Annotated in this window: 17 protein-coding genes; 16 read left to right on the top strand and 1 reads right to left on the bottom strand. The window is 36.5% G+C overall.

The genetic code is table 11. From position 1 onward, the window contains the following. The first annotated feature begins 97 nt into the window (after positions 1 to 97). From dnaE to LCM23_RS03815, 9 genes are all read left to right on the top strand, one after another. Positions 98 to 3,469, top strand: a complete 3,372-nt coding sequence (gene dnaE, locus LCM23_RS03775; protein ID WP_318247524.1) for a DNA polymerase III subunit alpha — start codon at positions 98 to 100, stop codon at positions 3,467 to 3,469. 356 nt (positions 3,470 to 3,825) lie between these two features. Continuing rightward, positions 3,826 to 5,064: an NAD(P)-dependent malic enzyme gene (locus tag LCM23_RS03780; protein WP_224935775.1), complete on the top strand. Its 1,239-nt coding sequence runs from the start codon at positions 3,826 to 3,828 to the stop codon at positions 5,062 to 5,064. 9 nt (positions 5,065 to 5,073) lie between these two features. Further along, the gene (locus tag LCM23_RS03785; protein WP_224935776.1) at positions 5,074 to 5,697 is read left to right on the top strand and encodes a FadR/GntR family transcriptional regulator; all 624 of its coding nucleotides are present in this window, start codon (positions 5,074 to 5,076) and stop codon (positions 5,695 to 5,697) included. 195 nt (positions 5,698 to 5,892) lie between these two features. Continuing rightward, positions 5,893 to 6,762 (top strand): acetyl-CoA carboxylase, carboxyltransferase subunit beta, encoded by an 870-nt coding sequence (gene accD / locus LCM23_RS03790; protein WP_095372302.1) that lies wholly within the window; start codon positions 5,893 to 5,895, stop codon positions 6,760 to 6,762. Beyond that, positions 6,756 to 7,733 (top strand): acetyl-CoA carboxylase carboxyl transferase subunit alpha, encoded by a 978-nt coding sequence (gene accA / locus LCM23_RS03795; RefSeq protein WP_224935777.1) that lies wholly within the window; start codon positions 6,756 to 6,758, stop codon positions 7,731 to 7,733. The genes accD and accA overlap by 7 nt, the downstream gene beginning before the upstream one ends. 334 nt (positions 7,734 to 8,067) lie before the next feature. Beyond that, positions 8,068 to 9,027, top strand: a complete 960-nt coding sequence (gene pfkA / locus LCM23_RS03800) for a 6-phosphofructokinase (RefSeq protein ID WP_095372304.1) — start codon at positions 8,068 to 8,070, stop codon at positions 9,025 to 9,027. 29 nt (positions 9,028 to 9,056) lie between these two features. Continuing rightward, complete coding sequence (pyk, locus tag LCM23_RS03805; RefSeq protein ID WP_224935778.1) at positions 9,057 to 10,817, top strand: pyruvate kinase; 1,761 nt, start codon at positions 9,057 to 9,059, stop codon at positions 10,815 to 10,817. A gap of 265 nt (positions 10,818 to 11,082) precedes the next feature. Continuing rightward, positions 11,083 to 12,714, top strand: coding sequence for an SLC13 family permease (locus LCM23_RS03810; protein ID WP_224935779.1), 1,632 nt, complete (start codon positions 11,083 to 11,085; stop codon positions 12,712 to 12,714). A 115-nt stretch (positions 12,715 to 12,829) separates the two neighbouring features. After that, positions 12,830 to 13,219, top strand: coding sequence for an FxsA family protein (locus LCM23_RS03815; RefSeq protein ID WP_224935780.1), 390 nt, complete (start codon positions 12,830 to 12,832; stop codon positions 13,217 to 13,219). Positions 13,220 to 13,388: 169 nt separating this feature from the next. On the opposite strand, the gene ytvI is transcribed toward LCM23_RS03815, so the two are convergent. Further along, positions 13,389 to 14,510: a sporulation integral membrane protein YtvI gene (gene ytvI, locus LCM23_RS03820; RefSeq protein WP_224935781.1), complete on the bottom strand. Its 1,122-nt coding sequence runs from the start codon at positions 14,508 to 14,510 to the stop codon at positions 13,389 to 13,391. A gap of 209 nt (positions 14,511 to 14,719) precedes the next feature. Between ytvI and LCM23_RS03825 the strand changes: the two genes are divergently transcribed. The 7 genes from LCM23_RS03825 (at position 14,720) to pnpS (ending at position 22,592) form a co-directional block, all read left to right on the top strand. Continuing rightward, a complete protein-coding gene (locus LCM23_RS03825) occupies positions 14,720 to 15,175 on the top strand; it encodes a DUF441 domain-containing protein (protein WP_095372309.1) in 456 nt (151 codons plus the stop codon). A gap of 392 nt (positions 15,176 to 15,567) precedes the next feature. Then, a complete protein-coding gene (gene citZ / locus LCM23_RS03830; protein WP_224935782.1) occupies positions 15,568 to 16,686 on the top strand; it encodes a citrate synthase in 1,119 nt (372 codons plus the stop codon). A gap of 153 nt (positions 16,687 to 16,839) precedes the next feature. Further along, positions 16,840 to 18,111 (top strand): NADP-dependent isocitrate dehydrogenase, encoded by a 1,272-nt coding sequence (icd, locus tag LCM23_RS03835; RefSeq protein WP_180317068.1) that lies wholly within the window; start codon positions 16,840 to 16,842, stop codon positions 18,109 to 18,111. Positions 18,112 to 18,308: 197 nt separating this feature from the next. After that, the gene (gene mdh / locus LCM23_RS03840; RefSeq protein ID WP_224936190.1) at positions 18,309 to 19,259 is read left to right on the top strand and encodes a malate dehydrogenase; all 951 of its coding nucleotides are present in this window, start codon (positions 18,309 to 18,311) and stop codon (positions 19,257 to 19,259) included. A 212-nt stretch (positions 19,260 to 19,471) separates the two neighbouring features. Then, positions 19,472 to 19,945, top strand: a complete 474-nt coding sequence (locus LCM23_RS03845; RefSeq protein WP_095372313.1) for a MaoC/PaaZ C-terminal domain-containing protein — start codon at positions 19,472 to 19,474, stop codon at positions 19,943 to 19,945. Positions 19,946 to 20,121: 176 nt separating this feature from the next. After that, positions 20,122 to 20,835, top strand: coding sequence for a response regulator transcription factor (locus tag LCM23_RS03850; protein ID WP_224935783.1), 714 nt, complete (start codon positions 20,122 to 20,124; stop codon positions 20,833 to 20,835). Continuing rightward, positions 20,832 to 22,592, top strand: a complete 1,761-nt coding sequence (pnpS, locus tag LCM23_RS03855) for a two-component system histidine kinase PnpS (protein ID WP_224935784.1) — start codon at positions 20,832 to 20,834, stop codon at positions 22,590 to 22,592. The genes LCM23_RS03850 and pnpS overlap by 4 nt, the downstream gene beginning before the upstream one ends. The last annotated feature ends 40 nt before the right edge of the window (positions 22,593 to 22,632 follow it).

Below are 22,632 nucleotides of genomic sequence, written 5' to 3' on the forward strand. Positions count from 1 at the left end.
TATGTTTATTCTTAAATGAATTCATATGCGATTGTACAATGAGAGTTTTCATTAAGAAACAAACGTTCTATAATAAAAGAAGAAGAAAAATGAGGGTGTGAGAAAGTTGTCTTTTATTCACTTGCAAGTATATAGTGCCTATAGTTTACTAATGAGCACAGCTAGTGTTGAACAACTCGTAGCAGATGCCAAAGTAAAAGGGTATCCAGCAATTGCCCTTACAGATAGAAATGTAATGTACGGGACAGCACAGTTTTATAATGAATGTAAAAAGAATAATATTAAACCTATTATTGGGTTGACTGTCGATATTGAAAAGGAACAAGAAGAAGGGACGAACCCAATAGTATTACTAGCGAAAAATAACCAAGGTTATCAAAACTTACTCAAAATAACGAGTAGCCTGCAAACGGCAGCAGAAGGCGGGCTCCCGCTCAAGTGGTTGAGGGCTTACTCAAATGGATTAATTGCTTTAACACCTGGTTTAGAAGGCGTAATTGAGAATTACTTGTTAGAAGACCGCTTTATGGATGCTGAAAAATATGCTCGTATGTATAAAGAGATTTTTTCAGGTGACTTTTATCTTTCTATGCAAAGACATGGGCTAACAGAGGAAGAGAAATTATTGCCGTTGCTGAAGGGTTTATCAGAGCAAAGTGATATATCTCTAGTTGTGACAAATGCAGTTCATTATTTAAATAAAGAAGATGCCTTTGCTCAACAATGTGCACTTGCTATACGCAATGGAGAAAAATTAGAAGACGAGAGTTGGGAAAGATTACAATCTGATCAATATTCTTTAAAACGTGTGAAAGAAATGGTTGACCTTTTTGTAGAAGAGGAAGAGGCCATTGTAAAGACGAATATGATTGCCAGTGAATGTGATGTGGAGATGGACCTTGGAATAAAAAGCTTGCCGAAATTCCCCACTGATGGCCATATGACAGCCGATCAACAATTAGAGCAGCTCTGTATGGAAGGGTGGGGTGAGAGATATCCTGATGGAAATGAGAAAGCCAGGAATCGCCTTTTATATGAGCTTTCTATTTTGAAGAAAATGAATTTTAGTGATTATTTTTTAATTGTTGCTGATTTTATGCAGTTTTGCAGAAGGGAAAAAATATTCACTGGACCTGGACGTGGGTCAGCAGCCGGCTCAATTGTAGCTTATGTGCTTTATATAACAGATGTTGATCCGATTCGTTACAATTTGCTTTTTGAACGGTTTTTGAACCCTGAGCGGATTTCTATGCCTGATATTGATATTGATTTTCCTGACCATCGCAGAGATGAGGTAATCCAGTATGTGGCCAGCAAGTATGGTCAGCAACATGTCGCGCAAATCATTACGTTTGGAACATTAGCAGCTAAGGCGGCACTTAGAGATGTGGGTAGGGCATTTGGCTTAAACTCAAAGGAACTAGATCAGCTATCTCGTGCGGTACCTAGTCGACTAGGTATTACCTTAAAATCAGCTTGGCAAGAGTCACATTCCTTGCAAACATTGATTAATCAATCATCGTTATATAAAAGATTATTTAATACAGCACTAAAGCTAGAAGGATTGCCTAGACATACTTCTACACATGCTGCTGGCGTTATCATAAGTGAGCGCCCACTTGTTCAAGTGGTACCAATTACCGGGGGACATGGAGATGTTTTTCTAACACAATTTTCAATGGAGCACTTGGAAGATCGTGGCCTATTAAAAATGGATTTTCTTGGTTTGCGTAATTTGTCACTTATTGAAAATATTTTACAGTCTATCAAAAAGAAAACAGGGAAACTTATTCCCATAAAAGAAGTGCCACTTCAGGACCAAAAAGCTTATCAATTACTATCTAGGGGAGAAACAACAGGAATTTTTCAGTTAGAATCAAGTGGGATGAGAAATGTATTAAAAAAACTGCAGCCGACTACTTTTGAGGATATTGTTGCAGTCAATGCATTATATCGCCCAGGCCCGATGGAAAATATTCCGTTATTTATAGCGAGAAAGCATGGTGAGGAGGAAATCACCTATCCTCATCAAGATTTAGAAGATATATTGAAGCCGACTTATGGTGTCATTGTTTACCAAGAGCAAATTATGCAGATTGCAGCAAAGATGGCAGGATTTTCACTAGGGGAAGCGGACTTATTAAGAAGGGCCGTAAGTAAAAAGCAAGAAGAAGTTCTGAATAAAGAAAGAGCACATTTTGTGCAGGGTGCGATTAACCAAGGATATACAGAAGAAACTGCCAATCAAATATATAATTACATCGTCAAGTTTGCTAATTACGGATTTAATAGAAGTCATGCAGTAGCCTATAGTATGATTTCTTATCAACTTGCCTATTTAAAAGCCCATTATCCGCTCCATTTCATGGCGGCATTGTTAACTTCAGCTATTGGTAATGATGCGAAAGTAGCCCAATATGTAAATGAGGCGAAGCAATTGGGGATTGCGATCTTACCTCCTTCCATTAATAAAAGTATCTTTTCTTTTCAGGTGGAAAATCAAGGAATTCGCTATAGTTTAGCGGCAGTGAAGACGATCGGGGTAAATGCTTGGAAGGAAATTGTTCGAGTGAGAGCAGGTAGATCATTCCAAGATTTATTTGATTTTTGTATCCGTATGTCAGGGAAAGTATTCAATAGGCGAATGCTTGAAATGCTAGTTCATTCCGGGAGTTTTGATGAGTTTGGTGAGGACCGAGCGACACTACTTGCTAGCTTAGATATTGCCTTAGAGCATGCCGATTTAGTTCAGCCAGATGATGATCAATTTGATATGTTTAGTGAAGAGGAATTTTTCCCTAAACCAAAATACGCAACTGTTGAAGAGATCCCCTTATTAGATAAACTTGCTAACGAAAAGGCGGCTTTAGGGTTATATCTTTCTGCACATCCGGTAACAACCTATGAATCATTTTTTTCACTGTTAAAATCTCAAACGCTACAATACATTGAGAGTCAAGAGAGAAAAGCGATTGTTCAATCAGTTGTGTATATCTCAGAAATGAAGAAAATTAGGACGAAAAAAGGAGAAGCGATGGCATTTTTACTTCTTAGTGATCAAACTGGAGATATGGAAGCAGTCGCTTTTCCGAAAATCTATAATAAGTATTCTTCTATCATGCAAGCTGGCGATATTGTCTTTATGAAAGGTGAAATAGAGGTAAGGAATGGAAAGAAACAATGGATTATTAGAAGTGTTGAAAATGTAGAAGAAGTGATTGAAAAGGAAGAATCTAAGCCACCTACCCTTTACATTAAGATTACGAAAGAGAATGAATCAGATGAGAAATTAACATTGTTAAAAGAGATTTTACAATATGAAGTAGGGAAATCACCTGTCGTTTTATTCTATGAAAATGATCGTAGATCCATCAAACTTAGTCAAGATGAATTTGTATCATACAGCGAAAAATTGACTGAACGCTTAAAAGAATTATTCGGAGGAGAGAATATTGTTTTTAAGCGTTAGCCTTTACAAGTTTTTCAGATATGTTATATTGTTATCATAAACTGGTCAGACCACCATGAAGTTGATTTTTAAAGAATTTGTTTTAAGTGCTGCTTTCATTTCCTTATTTATAGGGAAATTGTTCTCTAGTACGGAAGCAATTCTTATTAATGAATACTGAATCATTTTTCTAGTATATGTTTATTGTGAGGTCGACTGCTATTTTGTAACGTCCTAGGTATTTAGTTGTTTTTGCCACATTCTTGATATATGTAATGAAGAATAAGAGAGACAAATTTTACATATTAAGAAAAGAAGAGACAGCTAGTATGTTGGGTTTGTGAAGAATTATAAGAAAGCACTAAGGGGTGTAGGTCATGTCATTAAGAGATGAAGCATTAAATATGCATAAGGTTCATAAAGGTAAATTAGAATCTAAATCAAAAGTAGCTGTTACAAATGCGAAAGAGTTAAGCTTAGCTTATTCTCCCGGCGTTGCAGAGCCATGTAAAGAAATTTATGATAAACCAGAAACAGTTTATGATTATACAATGAAAGGCAATATGGTAGCTGTGGTTTCTGATGGAACAGCCGTTCTTGGACTTGGCAATATCGGACCAGAAGCAGCATTACCAGTAATGGAAGGGAAAGCTGTGTTATTTAAAAGTTTTGCAGGTGTTGATGCTTTTCCTATTTGCTTGAATACCAATGATATTGATAAAATCGTTGATACGGTGAAGTTAATGGAGCCGACTTTTGGCGGTGTGAACTTAGAGGATATTGCAGCACCGAATTGCTTCTATATTGAAGAACGTTTGAAAAAAGAGACAAATATACCAGTGTTCCATGATGATCAACACGGCACGGCCATTGTAACTGTTGCTGGACTCGTCAATGCCCTTAAACTTGCTGGTAAAAAGATGAGCGAGATAAAAGTGGTTGCAAACGGTGCTGGTGCAGCAGGTATTGCTATTATTAAATTACTATACCGTTATGGTGTAAGAGATATTATTATGTGTGATACAAAGGGTGCTATCTATGAAGGGCGTCCAAACGGGATGAATGATATTAAGAGTGAAGTTGCCCGGTTCACAAATCGTAACCAAGTTAAAGGCAGTTTAACAGATGCAATTAAAGATGCAGATGTATTTATTGGTGTATCAGTGGCGGGTGCTCTGACAGCTGATATGGTACAATCAATGAACGACAAGGCAATCATTTTTGCTATGGCTAATCCAACACCAGAAATCATGCCAGAAGAAGCAAAAGCTGCTGGAGCGCTTGTTGTTGGTACAGGTCGTTCAGATTTCCCTAACCAAGTAAATAATGTTCTTGCCTTCCCAGGAATCTTTAGGGGTGCTTTAGATGTTCGTGCAACTCATATTAATGAGCATATGAAAATTGCTGCGGTTGAAGCAATTGCTGAATTGATTGCTGAAGAAGACTTACATTCTGATTATGTCATTCCAGCTCCATTTGACCCACGAGTGGCACCAGCAGTAGCATCTGCAGTAGCTAAATCAGCTATGGAAACTGGCGTAGCTAGAATTAAAGTTGACCCAGAAGAAGTGAAGCAAAGAACAGCACAGCTTGCAGCTATCGGAAAAGATAAATAACGATAGGCGGTGAGTTCGCTGGACAATTCAACGAAATTATATATAGAAATCGTGAAACAGCTGCGAAATATTATTCAAGAAGAAGGTTATCAAACAGGTGATAAACTACCTTCAGAACGTGAAATGTCAGAACGCCTAAATGTTGGGCGTTCTTCCGTTCGTGAAGCTTTTCGTGCGTTAGAGCTACTAGGTTTAATAGAGACGAGAAGAGGCGAAGGAACCTTTATTAAAGATTTTCGCGGTCATAATCTGGTACAATTACTGAGTACATTTATTCTGCAAGACAAACAAGCAAAAACTGATATTAAAGAAACGAAATATTTGGTAGAATGGGATTGTATATGGTTAGCGATGAGAAAAGCAACGCCAAAAGAACTTGAAGCTTTTAGAAATTGGGTCACTTCTGAGGTGTTTCAAGAGAATGAATTTTTTTATCGCATCGTTCTCATAGCAGATAACCATTTATTTAAGCGTCTCTGGACGATTTTAACCGATTATTATAATTCGTTAGACTTTGGTTCAGCGATTGTTGATCAAAAAACCTATCTGTCATTAATAGATGCGATGATAGAGAAAGATGAACAAACAGCAAAAATTCAATATTGTTTAATAAGAAATTTGTCGAGCATTTAACGACAATGTTTTCCATCTTTTTTAAGCCTATTATTGTATAGTGATGAGACAAGCTATATTCTCGCACTTACGTCGATAGGCAATTGTTTTTTTTCTAAGTGGTCTGGCCACCTAGGGAATTGGTAATGATTACTAAAGTAGGAAAGGTAAATTTCACTTTTGTTATTTACTTTGTAATTACAAGGAGGTTTCACCTTGCTAAAAGACATCTTTACAAAATCAAAGAAGAAAAAATATGCAACTATTCCTTCTGAGGCAGCGAAGCAAGATGTCCCAGAAGGAATCATGACTAAATGCCCTGAATGTAAGAAGATAATGTATACGAAAGAACTAATGAAAAACATGAAGGTATGTATTAATTGTGGTCATCATCACCCAATGAACGCAGCAGAACGTTTTGAGAGCTTTCTAGATAAGGGGACATTTCAAGAGCTAGATCGTGAAATGATATCAGAAAACCCGCTTGCTTTTCCAGATTACCTTGAAAAAGTTGAAAAAGACCGTAAGAAAACAGGCATGAATGAAGCGGTAATGACAGGGATTGGAGAATTGGATGGTTTTCAAATTGTTCTGGCCGTAATGGATTCGACTTTTAGAATGGGAAGCATGGGCTCTGTGGTCGGAGAGAAAATCACAAGGGCAATCGAAAAGGCGGATGAATTGAAAGTGCCATTCATTATCTTTACTGCTTCTGGTGGTGCAAGAATGCAAGAAGGTGTATTGAGTTTGATGCAGATGGCGAAGACGAGTGTGGCGCTTAAGCGATTCAGTGATAATGGTGGCTTAATTATCTCGATAATGACACACCCGACTACTGGTGGTGTTTCTGCTAGTTTCGCTTCATTAGGAGATTTTAATTTTGCTGAGCCAAAAGCGTTAATTGGTTTTGCCGGGCGTCGTATTATTGAACAGACAATTCGTGAAGAGTTGCCAGAGGACTTCCAAACAGCAGAATTCTTATTGAAGCATGGGCAGCTTGATGCCGTTATTCATCGTTCTAAGCTGCGAGAGGAGATTGCTAACATTCTTTCCATTCATCAGCCAGGAGGTGAGCTTAAATGGTAACTGAATTAACGTTTGAAAAACCGATTATTGAACTAAGAAAAAGAATAGCTGAATTAAAAGAATTTACGAAGACAGCAGATGTTGATTTAGGATCTGAAATTAATAAGCTCGAGACAAGATTAGCCAAGTTAGAAAAAGATATATATGAAAATCTAGGACCATGGGATCGAGTGCAAATTGCTCGTCATCCTAATCGTCCTACTACATTAGATTATATAGAGTATTTGTTTGATGACTTTTTTGAATGTCATGGCGATCGTGTATTCGGAGATGATGAAGCGATTGTTAGTGGGATTGCTAAGTTTAGAGGACATCCTGTTACAGTGATCGGCCATCAACGTGGAAAAGATACAAAAGAAAATATCCGTAGAAACTTCGGTATGCCGCATCCTGAAGGTTATCGAAAAGCGTTGCGTTTAATGAAGCAAGCGGAAAAGTTTCGCCGACCAATTGTTTGTTTTATAGATACGAAAGGTGCTTACCCAGGCAAGGCAGCTGAAGAAAGAGGGCAAAGTGAAGCGATAGCTAAAAACCTTTTTGAAATGGCTAGTTTGAAAGTACCGGTTGTGTGTATAGTAATTGGAGAAGGGGGAAGTGGCGGCGCTTTGGCGTTGGGCATTGGTAACTATATTCATATGCTAGAAAATGCTACTTACTCTGTTATTTCACCAGAGGGAGCAGCTTCTATTCTTTGGAAAGATGCGGCGAAAGCGCAAACAGCAGCTGAGTCGATGCGTATTACTGCTCCAGATTTAAAGGAGCTTGGAGTTATCGATGAAATCATACCTGAAGTAAAAGGTGGAGCTCATAAGGATGTTGAGCAGCAAGCACTAGCAATTGAAGATATTCTTTATCAATCATTAAAAGATTTATCTCAACTAGATGAAAAGCAATTAGTAGATCATCGTTATGAGAAATATAAATCAATTGGGAAATATTCGTTTTTAAGAGATTATATTGGGGTAAAATAAAAACGTGCGAACTGCACGTTTTTCCTATTATTCACGTTATTTAAAAAAGAATATAATAATTTGTACCAAACGAGAGCAACTATAAAGTAATTTATACTCTGATATGCTTCATAATAGAATGTATACCTTTGTTCATATTTGGCTTGAATATGCTTTTAGTAACAATTCTTTAACGAAACTTAATAAATTATAATTGTGATGTTTATTTTTTCGTGCTATTTTAACAGTAGAAGAAGCTTATTAACCTTTTGTAGGTCCTCTTTTCCCTTTCCCCTAGGTTCGTTCATATTAATAGAATACAAATTGTTTTCCCATAATAGAGGTGATAGAGAAGATGAAAAGAATTGGTGTATTAACGAGTGGAGGAGATTCACCTGGAATGAATGCGGCCGTTCGTGCAGTTGTTAGAAAAGCCATTCATGATGGGATCGAGGTATATGGTATTTATGGCGGTTATACTGGTCTAATTCATGGTAATATAGAAAAGCTAGAATTAGGATCTGTTGGTGATATTATTCATCGTGGCGGTACGATTCTTTATTCTGCAAGATGTGAAGAGTTTAAAACAGAAGAAGGAAGACAAAAGGGAATAGAGAACTTAAAGGCACATCAAATAGAAGGTCTAGTTGTGATTGGCGGAGACGGATCTTATCGAGGAGCGCTTGCCCTCACTGAAGCAGGTTTTCCATGTGTAGGTGTACCAGGAACGATTGATAATGACATTGCAGGTACACAATATACTATTGGATTTGATACAGCATTAAATACAGTCATTGATGCCATAGATAAAATCAGGGATACAGCGAGCTCACACGAAAGAACCTTTATTATAGAAGTAATGGGTAGAGATGCAGGAGATATTGCCTTATGGGCAGGCTTAGCTGGTGGAGCAGAAACCATTCTTATTCCTGAAGTAAATTACGATATAGATGAAATTGCAACAAAACTCAAAAGTGGACTTGATAGAGGAAAAAGGCATAGTATTATCATTGTGGCTGAAGGTGTTTGTAGTGGTATAGAATTCGCAAAACAAGTTGAGAGCGCAACCTCACTTGAAACGAGGGTGTCTGTTCTTGGTCATATCCAACGAGGCGGATCTCCAACGGCATTTGATCGTGTTTTAGCTAGTCGTTTAGGTGCTCATGCAGTGGAATTACTTGCCAAAGAAAAAGGTGGACAAGCAGTTGGTTTGAATAATAACCAAGTCGTAGCAAATAGCTTGCGTGATGTCTTAAGTCAACATAATAGGTTAGATTTAGACCTATACGAGTTATCAAGAGAGCTTTCAATTTAAGCGTACATAATTAGGAGGTATATATTAATATGCGTAAAACGAAAATTGTTTGTACAATTGGACCAGCTAGTGAAAGTATTGAAAAAATTATTGAATTAATAAATGCTGGCATGAATGTAGCAAGATTAAATTTTTCACACGGGAATTTTGCAGAACATGGTGAGCGAATTGCTAATATCCGCGAAGCATCCAAGCAAACTGGAAAGACAGTTGCAATTTTATTAGATACAAAAGGTCCGGAAATACGTACAAATGATATGAAAGACGGTGCGATTGAATTAGAAGCGGGTAACAATATCATTGTGAGTATGAATGAAGTGGAAGGGACAACAGACAAATTCTCTGTTACATATAGTGGCCTCATTGATGATGTTCACATTGGCTCTAGTATTCTTTTAGATGATGGGTTGATTGCTTTGGAAGTCGATGCTATCAATAAAGAGAAAGAAGAAATTCATGCGAAAATCTTAAATAGCGGTACGTTAAAGAATAAAAAAGGTGTGAATGTACCAGGTGTTTCAGTTAACCTCCCTGGCATCACAGAAAAGGATGCCAAGGATATTCTTTTTGGAATTGAGCAAGAAGTTGACTTTATTGCCGCTTCCTTTGTGAGACGACCATCAGACGTTTTAGAAATTCGTCAATTACTAGAAGAAAATAATGCAGAATATATTCATATTATCCCCAAAATCGAAAACCAAGAAGGCGTAGATAATATTGAAGGTATTCTAGAAGTGTCAGATGGTTTAATGGTAGCGCGTGGAGATTTAGGTGTTGAAATTCCAGCGGAGGAAGTACCGCTTGTACAAAAGCAATTAATTAAAAAATGCAACGAACTTGGAAAGCCGGTTATTACAGCAACACAAATGTTAGATTCCATGCAAAGAAACCCTCGCCCAACTCGTGCGGAAGCAAGTGATGTTGCTAATGCCATTTTTGATGGTACGGATGCAATCATGTTATCAGGTGAAACAGCAGCGGGTTCTTACCCTGTAGAAGCAGTTAAAACGATGCATAATATCGCTTCTCGTGCAGAAACAGCCTTAAATCATAGAGAAATTTTATCTCAAAGAAGTAAAAATAATAAACATAATGTGACCGATGCCATCGGCCAATCTGTTGCACATACAGCACTAAACTTAGGAGTCAGCGCCATTATCACACCTACAGAGAGTGGACATACAGCTAGAATGATTGCTAAATTCAGACCGGTGAATCCAATCGTAGCTGTCACTTCACATGAATACGTTTCTCGTCGCTTATCACTTGTATGGGGAGTATATTCGCAAGTTGGCCAAAAGGCTAAGACAACCGATGATATGCTAGATATAGCTGTAGAAGAAAGTCTACAAACAGGAATCGTTCATTCGGGGGATCTTGTTGTTATAACAGCTGGAGTTCCGGTTGGAGAAGCAGGAACAACAAACTTAATGAAAATTCATGTAGTTGGCGATATCATTGCAAAAGCTCAAGGAATTGGCAGAAAGTCAGCATTTGGTAAAGCAGTTATTGCCCGCAATGCGAAAGAAGCGATGGAAAAGGTTACAGAAGGCTCAATACTCGTAACAATTGGGTCTGATCGTGAAATGGTCCCAGCTATTGAAAAATGTAGTGCTTTAATTACTGAAGAAGGTGGTCTAACGAGCCATGGTGCTGTAATTGGTTTAAACCTTGGTATTCCGGTTATTGTCGGTTTAGATATGGCTACAAAATTAATTAAGGACGGTCAAGACATTACAGTAGACTCACAAAGAGGTGTCATTTATAACGGCCATGCGAGTGTCTTATAAACATAGAAGAACTGTCGGATACTATTAATCGGCAGTTCTTTTTTTTATATATGATTGAAAAATAAGGTTGAGGAGATATTTAGACAACCTAATTAAATTTTTAACTCAAAATAGAATATAATTGTTGCCAATATCGTTATATTAGTATAACATAATATTGAATATAATATATCACAATTATAATGATAACATATCTCTTAAATTATTTTGAATAGAAATATTGAAAAAAATAAATAAATACATAATTAAAGGGAGTGGTGAGGATATGCTGAATTATATGCAAGGATTTTGGATGGAAATGTGGAGGTTGCATGATCAAATAAAGGACTTATTACGGTTATTCTCTGTGAAGAACGAGTCTGATAAGAACCAATCAAATGAATTGAAGCAATCAGATGAAAATAATGGAGAGAATCCGAAACAGAGAAAAAGAACGAAAAAACAGAATATAGGTTTATTATTAGGGCCCATTCTTTTTGCTTTAACCCTCCTATTTGTTTCACCTGAAGGAATGTCAAGAGAAGCCCAAGCAGTGCTAGCAAGTACTCTTTGGGTTGCTGTCTGGTGGATTACTGAGGCCATACCAATACCAGTAACTTCACTATTGCCGATCATTCTCTTTCCCGTTACTGGTGCAGTGACTGAAGGAATTACGAGTTCATATGCGGATAATACAATATTCTTATTTTTAGGTGGCTTTATTATCGCCATTGCGATGGAAAAGTGGAATCTCCATTTAAGAATTGCACTTGGTATCATTACTGTGGTTGGTACTAGTACATCTAGGCTTGTTCTTGGGTTTATGGTGGCTACAGGTTTCCTTTCAATGTGGATATCGAATACTGCAACCGCCATGATGATGATGCCGATTGCCATTGCTGTTATTACACATGTAAACGATTCCATGAAGTCGGAAAGAGAATCTGCTAACCGGTTTGGTAAGTCACTAATGCTAGGGATTGCCTATGCAGCTTCAATAGGTGGTTTAGGTACTTTAATTGGGACACCTCCAAATATGATTTTTGCAGGTGTTGTAAAAGAAATTTATGGGATTGATATTTCTTTTGCTACATGGATGCTATTTGGGGTTCCTTTCGCAGCTATTTTATTACTTGTAGCCTGGTTTTACTTAATTAAAATTGCTTTCCCTATGAGAATCAAGGAGCTTCCAGGTGGAAAAGAAATCATTTCTTCTGAAAGAAAACGTTTAGGAAATATATCTTTTGAGGAAAAATTAGTATTAGTAGTGTTTCTTGCTACTGCGGTTGCGTGGATTACAAGATCGTTTATTCCTTTTGATTTTATGAGCCGAATCGACGACACGATTATAGCGATTGCTGCAGCGATTATTCTATTTCTTTTACCATCGAAAAGTAGTAAGGATTCTCAGCTCTTAAATTGGAAAGATGCATTGAATATTCCTTGGGGGATATTATTACTATTTGGTGGGGGATTAGCAATCGCCAAAGGATTTAAGGATTCAGGCTTAGCCACATGGATTGGAGAGCAGTTAACTGTTTTAGAGGGTGTGCATCTTGTTATTGTCATTCTATGCGTAACAGCACTTGTGACATTCTTAACTGAGATTACATCAAATACGGCAACAGCTACAATGATGTTCCCTATTATGGCATCTTTAGCATTAGCGTTAGACCTTCATCCGTATGCGCTTATGGTAGCTGCTGCAATTGCTGCTTCATGTGCGTTTATGCTCCCTGTGGCCACACCGCCTAATGCTATTGTCTTTGGATCTGGCTATTTAAAAATAGGAGATATGGCTAAATCCGGATTTTGGTTAAGTATTTTTACAATTATCTTTGTTGGTGTAATGATTTATTTCTATATGCCAATTGCATGGGGTATCGATATAGGTACTTTCCCGAATTCGTTTAAGTAGCATTTTGTTCTTAAATTTATAAAGTGGGAATTTCCAATGATGGAAATGTGTTATGTTTCTCGGGAGCCCATAATTTTGATATCATTATATATATAAAATATAATGAGGTGGCTAAATGCGCTATATATTATTACCGCTAATTTTAATCCCGGCGATTGAAATTGTTGTACTGCTTCTTGCCGGTAAGGCTTTAGGTGTGGCCGTGACATTTCTTCTAATTATATTGACTGGCGTTTTTGGCGTTTATATAGCAAAAAGGCAAGGGATGGAAGTAATGAAAAAGGTACAGATGGAAACGCGCCGAGGGGAAATGCCGGGTGATTCCATGCTAGATGGTCTTTGTATATTCATAGCAGGTGTTTTCCTTGTGTTACCAGGGTTTATTTCAGATTTCATAGGTGTTCTTTTATTAATTCCTTTTATAAGAAATAAATTAAAAATTATTTTGTATCACTTCCTTAGAAGACGTATTAATCATGGCAACATCAAAGTGATAAAATGGTGAGCATTTAGACAAAGGTGATCCCATATATTAAAAAAAGAATAGACAAAAAAAGATCCGAACATATCCAATTCATTTATGTTCGGATTTTTACATTGGCGAGAAGTTGGTTTATAGTCGAGGTTCAAAAAAGGAGTCCCTCAAATTTAGCATCTATTATAATGGCTGTCTTCTATTTCTCCTCTCTTCCATTTTTTATATAAAGCCAAATATCTGTGAATACTTTTGCTCTGTACAAAGTAGAAAGGATGACAAGAATAATTGGACCAATTATGAGTCCGAGGAATCCAAATAGTTTAAAGCCAATAAACAAAGCGATTAAAGTCGCCAATGGATCTAAACCAATATTGGAAGATAAAATCTTTGGTTCCATTACTTGTCTTTGGACAATAATAATAACGTACAGGATAGAGAGTCCAACTGCAATGGTCGTTTCACCAATAAAAAAGGAATAAATAATCCATGGAATAAAGATGATACCTGTTCCTAAATAAGGAAGAATATCAACCATACCGGCGATAATGGCGATTGTCATCGCATAATCTATGTTTAATATTAATAAGCCCAACAAGATGATAAGAGTAGTAATTGAAATTAAAGTTGCTTGTGCCTTTATAAAGCCAAAAAGGGCAGATTTCAGGTCAGTGAAGACGGTAATGCTACTGCGTCTTACATATTCAGGTGCCAGATTAAGAAAAAATAGTTTTATTTTTTCCCAGTCTTTACTAATGAAAAATGAAGCCAAAAGAGAAAAAATAATGACAGTTGCTGCATTAGGTATCCATGAGAATAATGCAGGAAGCTTTTCGAAAAAAGATTGCAGAAAAAGTCCTAATGATTGTCCAATATTCTTACCTATTTCTTCTATATTGGCCATAACGCTTGCTTGTTGTTCTGTTCCTAGATGGTTAAATAAACTGGTTAGTTTATTTAACACAGGCATAAATTGATTGGCGATCCAGTGTTCTATATGTGTAATAAACACTTGTACATGTGCTGGCACAACTTTTGATAGGTGAGCTGCCCCAGAGACCAATTCAGTGATCAAAATAACTGCGCCGCCCAGAATAACACCTATTAGTAATGTTAAAGAAATGAAAACAGAAAAAGATCGTGGTATTTTACATGTATATTGAAAAAAATTGACCGTCCTATTAATGATGTATGCGATACCCAACCCTATTAGAAAAGGATAAGCAATGGATGACAAGTAAAAACTAGCAGATAATAAAGTAAAGATGATGATTAAGACAAAAAAGAATCTCATGATTTGGTAATGTAGGGCACTTGTCATTGTTCGGCGCTCCTCCTTAATGGATTTTAAGTGAAAAAGGTTGAATAATCTGACATTGTTTTCTAGACGCTAATTTTAATCTTTTAACCTAAAATATGCTCTTTTGTCCTTATTATCTTTAGTGGCGTAATGAGCGAAATAGAAATTAATTTTATCTTTTTTCGAAATTATGTTAAAATAACATCATTAGCAGGAAGGTGAGATAGAATATGGAGTCATTCCTGTTTTTACTACTGCTTTTAGCTATCAGTATTGTGGCTAAAAATCAATCTCTTATATTTGCGATTGCTGTCCTCCTATTGTTAAAATTAGTCGGAACAGAGTTAAAAGTGTTTTCATTTATCCAAAGTAAGGGTATTAATTGGGGTGTAACGATTATTACGATTGCTGTTTTAGCCCCTATTGCAAGTGGAGCAATCGGGTTCAAAGATCTAGCAGATGCGTTTAAATCACCTTATGCTTGGGTTGCTTGTATATCAGGCATTATCGTTGCTTTATTAGCAAAGGGTGGGCTTACCCTCCTATCAGAAGATCCACATATTACGACTGCTCTTGTTCTAGGAACAATTCTAGCTATTACACTATTTAAAGGAGTAGCAGTCGGTCCGCTAATTGGAGCGGGTATCGCCTATTTATTCATGAAGATATTTGAGTATATTCAATAATTGGTAGAAAGCTATCAATCACTTGTATTTTTATGAATTTTTCGTTTCACAAAAGTCAGATAATTGTTTATAATATACATGTACAAATAGGTTTGATAGTTGAGTCTATGAAAATAGTAGATACTTTATACCAAAAAGAAAATGTAAGCATTTTCTTTCATTATTGTTTGTACATGTTTGTACTGAGCATACGTTCAGAGATTGTTCTGTCAGATGGAAATCTGACTAAGAATGTCATTTAGTCTGTCTCCCAGCTTAATACATATTGGCTGGATTAAATCGGCTACAATAGCCAATAGAGCTATCAGGTTTATCTGATAACAACTTAATGAATAAGTTTCATGCAGACAGAGGGTTTGGGGAAAATATTTCAAAGAAGGAGATGGTTTGTTATGACAGCGACACGCGGTCTGGAGGGTGTAGTAGCTACTACATCTGCTATCAGTTCAATCATTGATGATACTTTAACATATGTAGGCTATAACATTGATGATTTGGCAGAGAATGCTAGTTTTGAGGAAGTCATCTATTTATTATGGCATGGTAAATTACCTACACAATCACAACTAGATGAATTAAAAGCACAATTGGCAGAAAATATGAATTTGCCACAAGAGGTACTTGCTCATTTTAAGACTTATCCAATTGATCAAGTTCATCCAATGGCAGCTCTTCGCGCCGCTGTATCACTTCTTGGTCTTTATGATGAAGAAGCTGATGTAATGGAAGAGGATGCGAACTATAGAAAAGCCATCCGTTTACAAGCAAAAATGCCAGCTATTGTTGCTGCATTTGCGCGTGTGAGAAAAGGCTTAGAGCCAATTGCTCCTAAAAAGGAATTAAGTTTTGCTGCTAACTTCTTGTTTATGTTAAATGGGGAAGAACCAGAAGATGTAGCAGTTGAAGCAATGAATAAAGCACTTGTTCTACATGCTGATCATGAATTAAATGCTTCTACTTTTACAGCTCGCGTTTGTGTTGCGACATTATCTGATATGTACTCAGGTATTACAGCAGCTATTGGTGCATTAAAAGGACCTCTACACGGTGGTGCTAACGAAGCTGTAATGAAAATGCTTAAAGAAATCGGGACATTAGATAATGTTGAACCTGCTATTCGTGAAAAATTAACAAATAAAGATAAAATAATGGGCTTCGGTCATCGTGTATATAGAAAAGGCGACCCAAGAGCGAAACATTTAAGAGAAATGTCTAAGAGATTAACAGAATTGACAGGCGAACCACATTGGTATGAAATGTCTACGAAAATTGAAGGAATTGTGACTGGAGAGAAAGACCTTCCTCCTAATGTTGATTTTTATTCGGCATCTGTATACCACAGCTTAGGTATCGATCACGATCTCTTTACACCAATCTTCGCAGTTAGCCGTGTATCTGGTTGGTTAGCTCATATTTTAGAACAATACTCTAATAATCGTTTAATCCGTCCTCGTGCTGATTATACAGGTCCAGGAATGCAAGCTTACGTTCCTGTTGAACAAAGAGGGTAAACTTTTTTATTGAGTTTTTTCAAAACAGATGATAATAATAAATAAAGATAAACAAGCTACCAGTAAAAGGTTAGAGGGTTTGCCTTCTAGCCTTTGATTCTGATAAGTTTGTGATGTGTTACTTTTAACACAAGGAAATTGGAGGGAGAAATTATTATGGCAGCAGAAAAAATTACAGTAAATAATGGTGTTTTAAATGTACCAAACGAACCAATCGTTCCTTTTATCGAAGGTGACGGGACTGGGCCGGATATTTGGGCATCTGCTTCTCGTGTATTAGATGCAGCGGTTGAAAAAGCATATAAAGGTGAGCGTAAAATTGCTTGGAAAGAAGTTTTAGCTGGTGAAAAAGCATTTAACCAAACAGGCGAATGGTTACCAAAAGAAACTTTAGATGTAATTAATGAATACTTAATCGCCATTAAAGGACCACTTACAACACCAATTGGTGGAGGAATTCGTTCTTTAAATGTTGCATTGCGTCAAGAGTTAGATCTTTTCGTATGCTTGCGTCCAGTACGCTGGTTTGAAGGTGTTCCTTCACCAGTTAAGCGTCCACAAGATACTGACATGGTCATTTTCCGTGAAAATACTGAAGATATCTATGCAGGTATTGAATATGCTAAAGGTACAGATGAAGTAAACAAATTAATCTCTTTCTTAAAAGATGAAATGGGTGTCAATAAAATTCGTTTCCCAGAAACATCTGGAATCGGTATTAAACCTGTTTCTCAAGAGGGAACAACTCGTCTAGTTCGCTCTGCAATTGACTATGCAATCAACGAAGGTCGTAAATCAGTAACACTTGTACACAAAGGTAATATCATGAAATTTACTGAAGGTGCATTTAAAAACTGGGGTTACGAACTAGCTGAAAAAGAATACGGCGATAAAGTATTCACATGGGCTGAATATGACCGCATTAAAGATGAAAGTGGCGTAGATGCAGCAAACAAAGCACAAGCTGATGCTGAAGCTGCTGGTAAAATCATCGTTAAAGATGCAATTGCTGATATCTTCTTACAACAAATCTTAACTCGTCCAGCGGAATTTGATGTAGTAGCAACAATGAACCTTAACGGTGACTACATTTCTGATGCGTTAGCAGCACAAGTTGGTGGAATCGGTATTGCTCCAGGAGCAAATATCAACTACGAAACTGGACATGCGATTTTCGAAGCTACACACGGAACAGCTCCTAAATATGCAGGGTTAGACAAAGTAAACCCTTCATCTGTTATTCTTTCAGGTGTGCTTTTACTTAAACATTTAGGCTGGAATGAAGCGGCTGATTTAATTGAAAAATCTATGGAAAAATCTATTGCTTCTAAAGTTGTAACTTATGACTTTGCTCGTCTAATGGACGGAGCTACTGAAGTGAAATGTTCTGAATTCGGTGATGTCCTAATTAAAAACATGGACTAATTAACTTGATCTAGCAGGTTCAATTTAAAAATTGAGCCTGCTTTTCTTTTTATTCAAAAACCTCATCCTTATTGATTGCGATGCAAAATTCAGTAGAAGATAATTTCCATCATATCTGAAATTAAGTTGTTTCCTCATGTTTTAATCTCATAAGAAGCGGTTATAAATTGAATAGTTGTAAATGTATATATAAGGAGATGTTGCAAGTGTCTACACTCAAGCGTAAGAAAGTTTCTGTTATCGGAGCCGGTTTTACTGGAGCGACGACTGCATTTTTATTGGCACAAAAGGAATTAGCAGATGTTGTATTAGTTGATATTCCCCAAATGGAAAATCCGACAAAGGGAAAAGCTTTAGACATGTTAGAAGCAAGTCCAGTTCAAGGATTTGATGCAAATATCTTAGGTACAGCAAACTATGAAGATACGAAAGATTCAGATATTGTTGTGGTTACTGCTGGAATTGCACGAAAGCCAGGAATGAGTCGAGAAGATTTAGTTCAAACAAATGAAACGATTATGAAGAATGTAGCGAAGGAAATTGCAAAGTATTCTCCCGATTCACTTATTATTGTGTTATCAAATCCAGTGGATGCGATGACTTATACAATATTTAAAGAAACAGGCTTTCCTAAAAACCGAGTTATTGGCCAGTCGGGCGTGCTCGATAGTGCCAGGTTCCGTACGTTTGTGGCTCAAGAGTTACAGATCTCTATAAAAGATATAACAGGATTTGTGCTCGGCGGTCATGGAGATGATATGGTTCCACTTGTTAGGTATTCATATGCAGGCGGTGTCCCTTTAGAAAAATTAATCTCCAAAGATCGTTTAGAACAAATTGTCGATCGAACGCGAAAGGGTGGGGGAGAAATCGTTAGTTTATTAGGGAATGGTAGTGCCTACTATGCACCTGCAGCAGCCTTAGTAGAAATGGCAGAGGCTATGATTAAGAACCAAAAAAGAATACTTCCTGCAATCGCTTATTTAGAAGGAGAGTTTGGTTATCAGGGCATTTATTTAGGTGTGCCAACAATCCTTGGTGCAAATGGGATTGAAAAAGTCATCGAATTAGATTTAACAAAAGAAGAAAAGGATGCACTAGATCAGTCAGCTGAGTCGGTGCGTCAGGTGATATCGATATTGTCGTAAACCTAATATATAAAGAAAGTACTTGTTGGCGAAGTTCAGTCTTTTACCTGAGCTTCGCTTATTTTTTGTTAACTTTATAATAGAAAGAAAATTATTATTACTATTTTTCTTTTAGTTATTAAAATAAAATGTTAATATAATTATAAATAAACAGAAAAATTAGTTTATATTTTCATTTTTTGCAAGCGGTTACAAAAATCGGAGGTGCATCCATGTTAGGGAAGAAGAGAAAAATAGGTAGAAGACTTGAGGAAATTTCGGTTGGAGAGAAGCTGACCTTTACGGAAAAAATAGAAGATAGGGATTTATTATTATATCTAGGGTTAACAGATGATGCCAATCCCATATACTTACAGCATGACTATGCTTCGCAAACACCTTATAAAAAACCAATTGTACCCAATATTATGCTGAATGGTATGGTCTCATCTAGTGTTTCAAAATATCTCCCTGGACCGGGTAGCCACATACTTAAGCAAGAGTTAGAATATGTTAAACCTGTTTATCACTATTCTACAATTGAATTCTTGATGGAAGTAATTCATGTAGATGAAGAGAAGCATAGTATTGAAATGAAGGTACAAGCAACGAATGAAGAAAATGAAACGGTTTTATATGGCCGAATGAAAGTATGTCCACCCTATCCACTTGAGAGTCTCAACAGTAAAGTGCTAGAAAACTTCTAATCATGAATGGTAAGGCATAGATAACCAAAAAAACTAAGCAAAAGTAATTTATACTGCTTAGTTTTTTGTCGTGGGCACGCTTTTTTTTCTTTTTTATATTATAATACATTTATATAAGGGGTTTTACTAAAGTAATTGGTTTATACTAATGGGGAATCTATTTATCGGAGGCTTTTATGGATAAAAAAGTTCTAGTGGTTGATGATGAGCAGTCAATTGTAACGTTACTACAATATAATTTGCAACAAGCAGGTTATGAAGTACTAACAGCATCTGATGGAGAAGAAGGCAAAAATCTTGCTTTAAGTGAACAGCTAGATTTAATAGTGTTAGATCTGATGTTACCTAAGCTAGATGGAATTGAAGTGTGTAAACAAATTAGACAAAAGAAAGTGAATACACCAATACTCATGTTAACTGCAAAAGACGATGAGTTCGATAAAGTTCTTGGCTTAGAGCTAGGTGCAGATGATTATATGACAAAGCCATTTAGTCCGAGAGAAGTCGTTGCGCGGGTAAAGGCCATTTTAAGAAGGTCACAAGCTCAATTTGACGAACCTGTTTCAGAAGATGAGGATGATAGTATACGTATAGCTGGAGTGAAAATCTATCCAGATAGATATGAGGTCTATTATCAAGACGAATTACTTGAGCTGACACCAAAAGAGTTTGAACTACTATTATATCTTGCCAAAAATAAAGGTAGAGTATTAACACGCGATCAATTACTGAGTGCTGTGTGGAATTATGATTTTGCGGGTGATACGAGGATTGTAGATGTTCATATTAGTCACTTAAGAGATAAAATCGAGCAAAATTCAAAAAAACCAACATATATTAAAACGATTCGTGGGCTTGGTTATAAGCTAGAGGAGCCTAAGCCTGAATGAAAACTTTTCGTTCAAAACTATTTTTTGCTATCATTACGTTGATTATCGCTGTTTTACTTTGTTTAGGCTTGTTATTAGGTCAGTTATTTAAATCCTATTATATAAATGTTATAGATGAACGCTTATCTAAAGAGATTCAGCTAGTAGCAGGCCAGATTGAGGAAATAGGTGGAATTGAACAACTCACTCAAGAGAAGGTCGACCAGTTTGCTAACTGGTTAGGTGTTAATGTTACTATTGCCAATGCAAATGATCGAGTGATATTTGATAGCGTGAATAAAGAAATTCAAATGAAAAACCGTAAGACAATAAATGAAATATTAGGTGCAGCTGACTCTGATGAGCAGGCTGGTAAAGTGGTAGGCGACGATTATCATTACTTTTGGAAGGAATTAAATGAAGGTACGAATTCCTATTATTTATTTTTAAGTGCCGAAATAGATGAAGTAAAAAGTGGTTACTCGCAAATCTGGTGGATCCTAATTATCTGTCTTAGCCTAGCATTAATTTTAATTATATTCTTAGGAGCTGCTATTACGAATAGATATACAAGACCGATTGATTCTGCAACGAGAGTGGCTATTGAATTAGCGAAAGGAAATTATCGGGCAAGAACCTATGATAATGATGTCGGTGAAGCAGGTAAGTTAAATAGCTCAATTAATATTCTTGCACGTAATTTGCAAGATATGGAGAAATCGAGAGAGATGCATCAAGATAGACTCAGTACACTCATTGAAAACATGGGTAGTGGGCTAATTTTAATAGATAGTAAAGGTTATATTAACCTTGTGAATCGTACATATAGAGAAGTTTTTCATGCTGATGTGACAGAATACATGGACGAACTGTATTATAATGTCATTGAATATAAAGAAATCACTGAGCTTATTGAAGAATTATTTATGACAGAGCAAAAGGTAAGAAAGCAAATACAAATCCTTATTGGCATTCATCGAAAACATTTTGAAGTCTACGGTGTTCCGATTATCGGCACGAATGATGTATGGAAAGGTGTACTTTTGGTTTTCCATGATATTACTGAGATAAAGAAATTAGAGCAGGTGCGAAGAGATTTCGTTGCGAATGTTTCACATGAATTAAAAACACCTATAACTTCTATTAAAGGGTTCTCAGAAACGCTTTTAGATGGTGCAATGGATGATCAAGATGCCCTTAATCAATTCTTAACGATTATTCTCCAAGAAAGTGAACGATTACAAACACTCATTCAAGATTTGCTTGATTTATCAAAAATTGAGCAACAAGGATTTCACCTTTCTATACAAGAAGTGAATATTATTGGTGTCTTAAATGAAGTAGTAATGATGGTTAAAAGACGTGCGGAGGAAAAAGAAATTACCATAGATTATAAATGTGAAGATGAAATAATCGAAATGGAAGCTGATGTTAACAGAATCAAGCAAATATTCCTTAATATTGTTTCCAATGCTATTTCTTACACGCCAAATGAAGGTAAAGTGTCTATTCGTGTAACAGAAGATCAACAAAAAGTGTATATAAAAATAATTGATACGGGGATAGGCATTAAAGAAAGTGAGATTCCGCGGATCTTTGAAAGGTTTTATCGAGTAGATAAAGCAAGGAGTAGAAATTCAGGTGGTACAGGTCTGGGTCTGGCAATTGTGAAGCATCTACTAGAAGCACATAAGGGATTGATTTCTGTTGAAAGCAAGAGTGGAAAGGGCACGGCCTTTTTACTTACGTTTTATAAGAAGTTACCTGATAGCGAATAAAGAGTTTTACAAAAAGTTTACATTGTTTTTTTATGTCATT

Origin of the sequence: Cytobacillus kochii (assembly GCF_020171845.1) — a bacterium.
GTDB classification, from domain to species: Bacteria; Bacillota; Bacilli; order Bacillales; family Cytobacillaceae; genus Cytobacillus; species Cytobacillus kochii.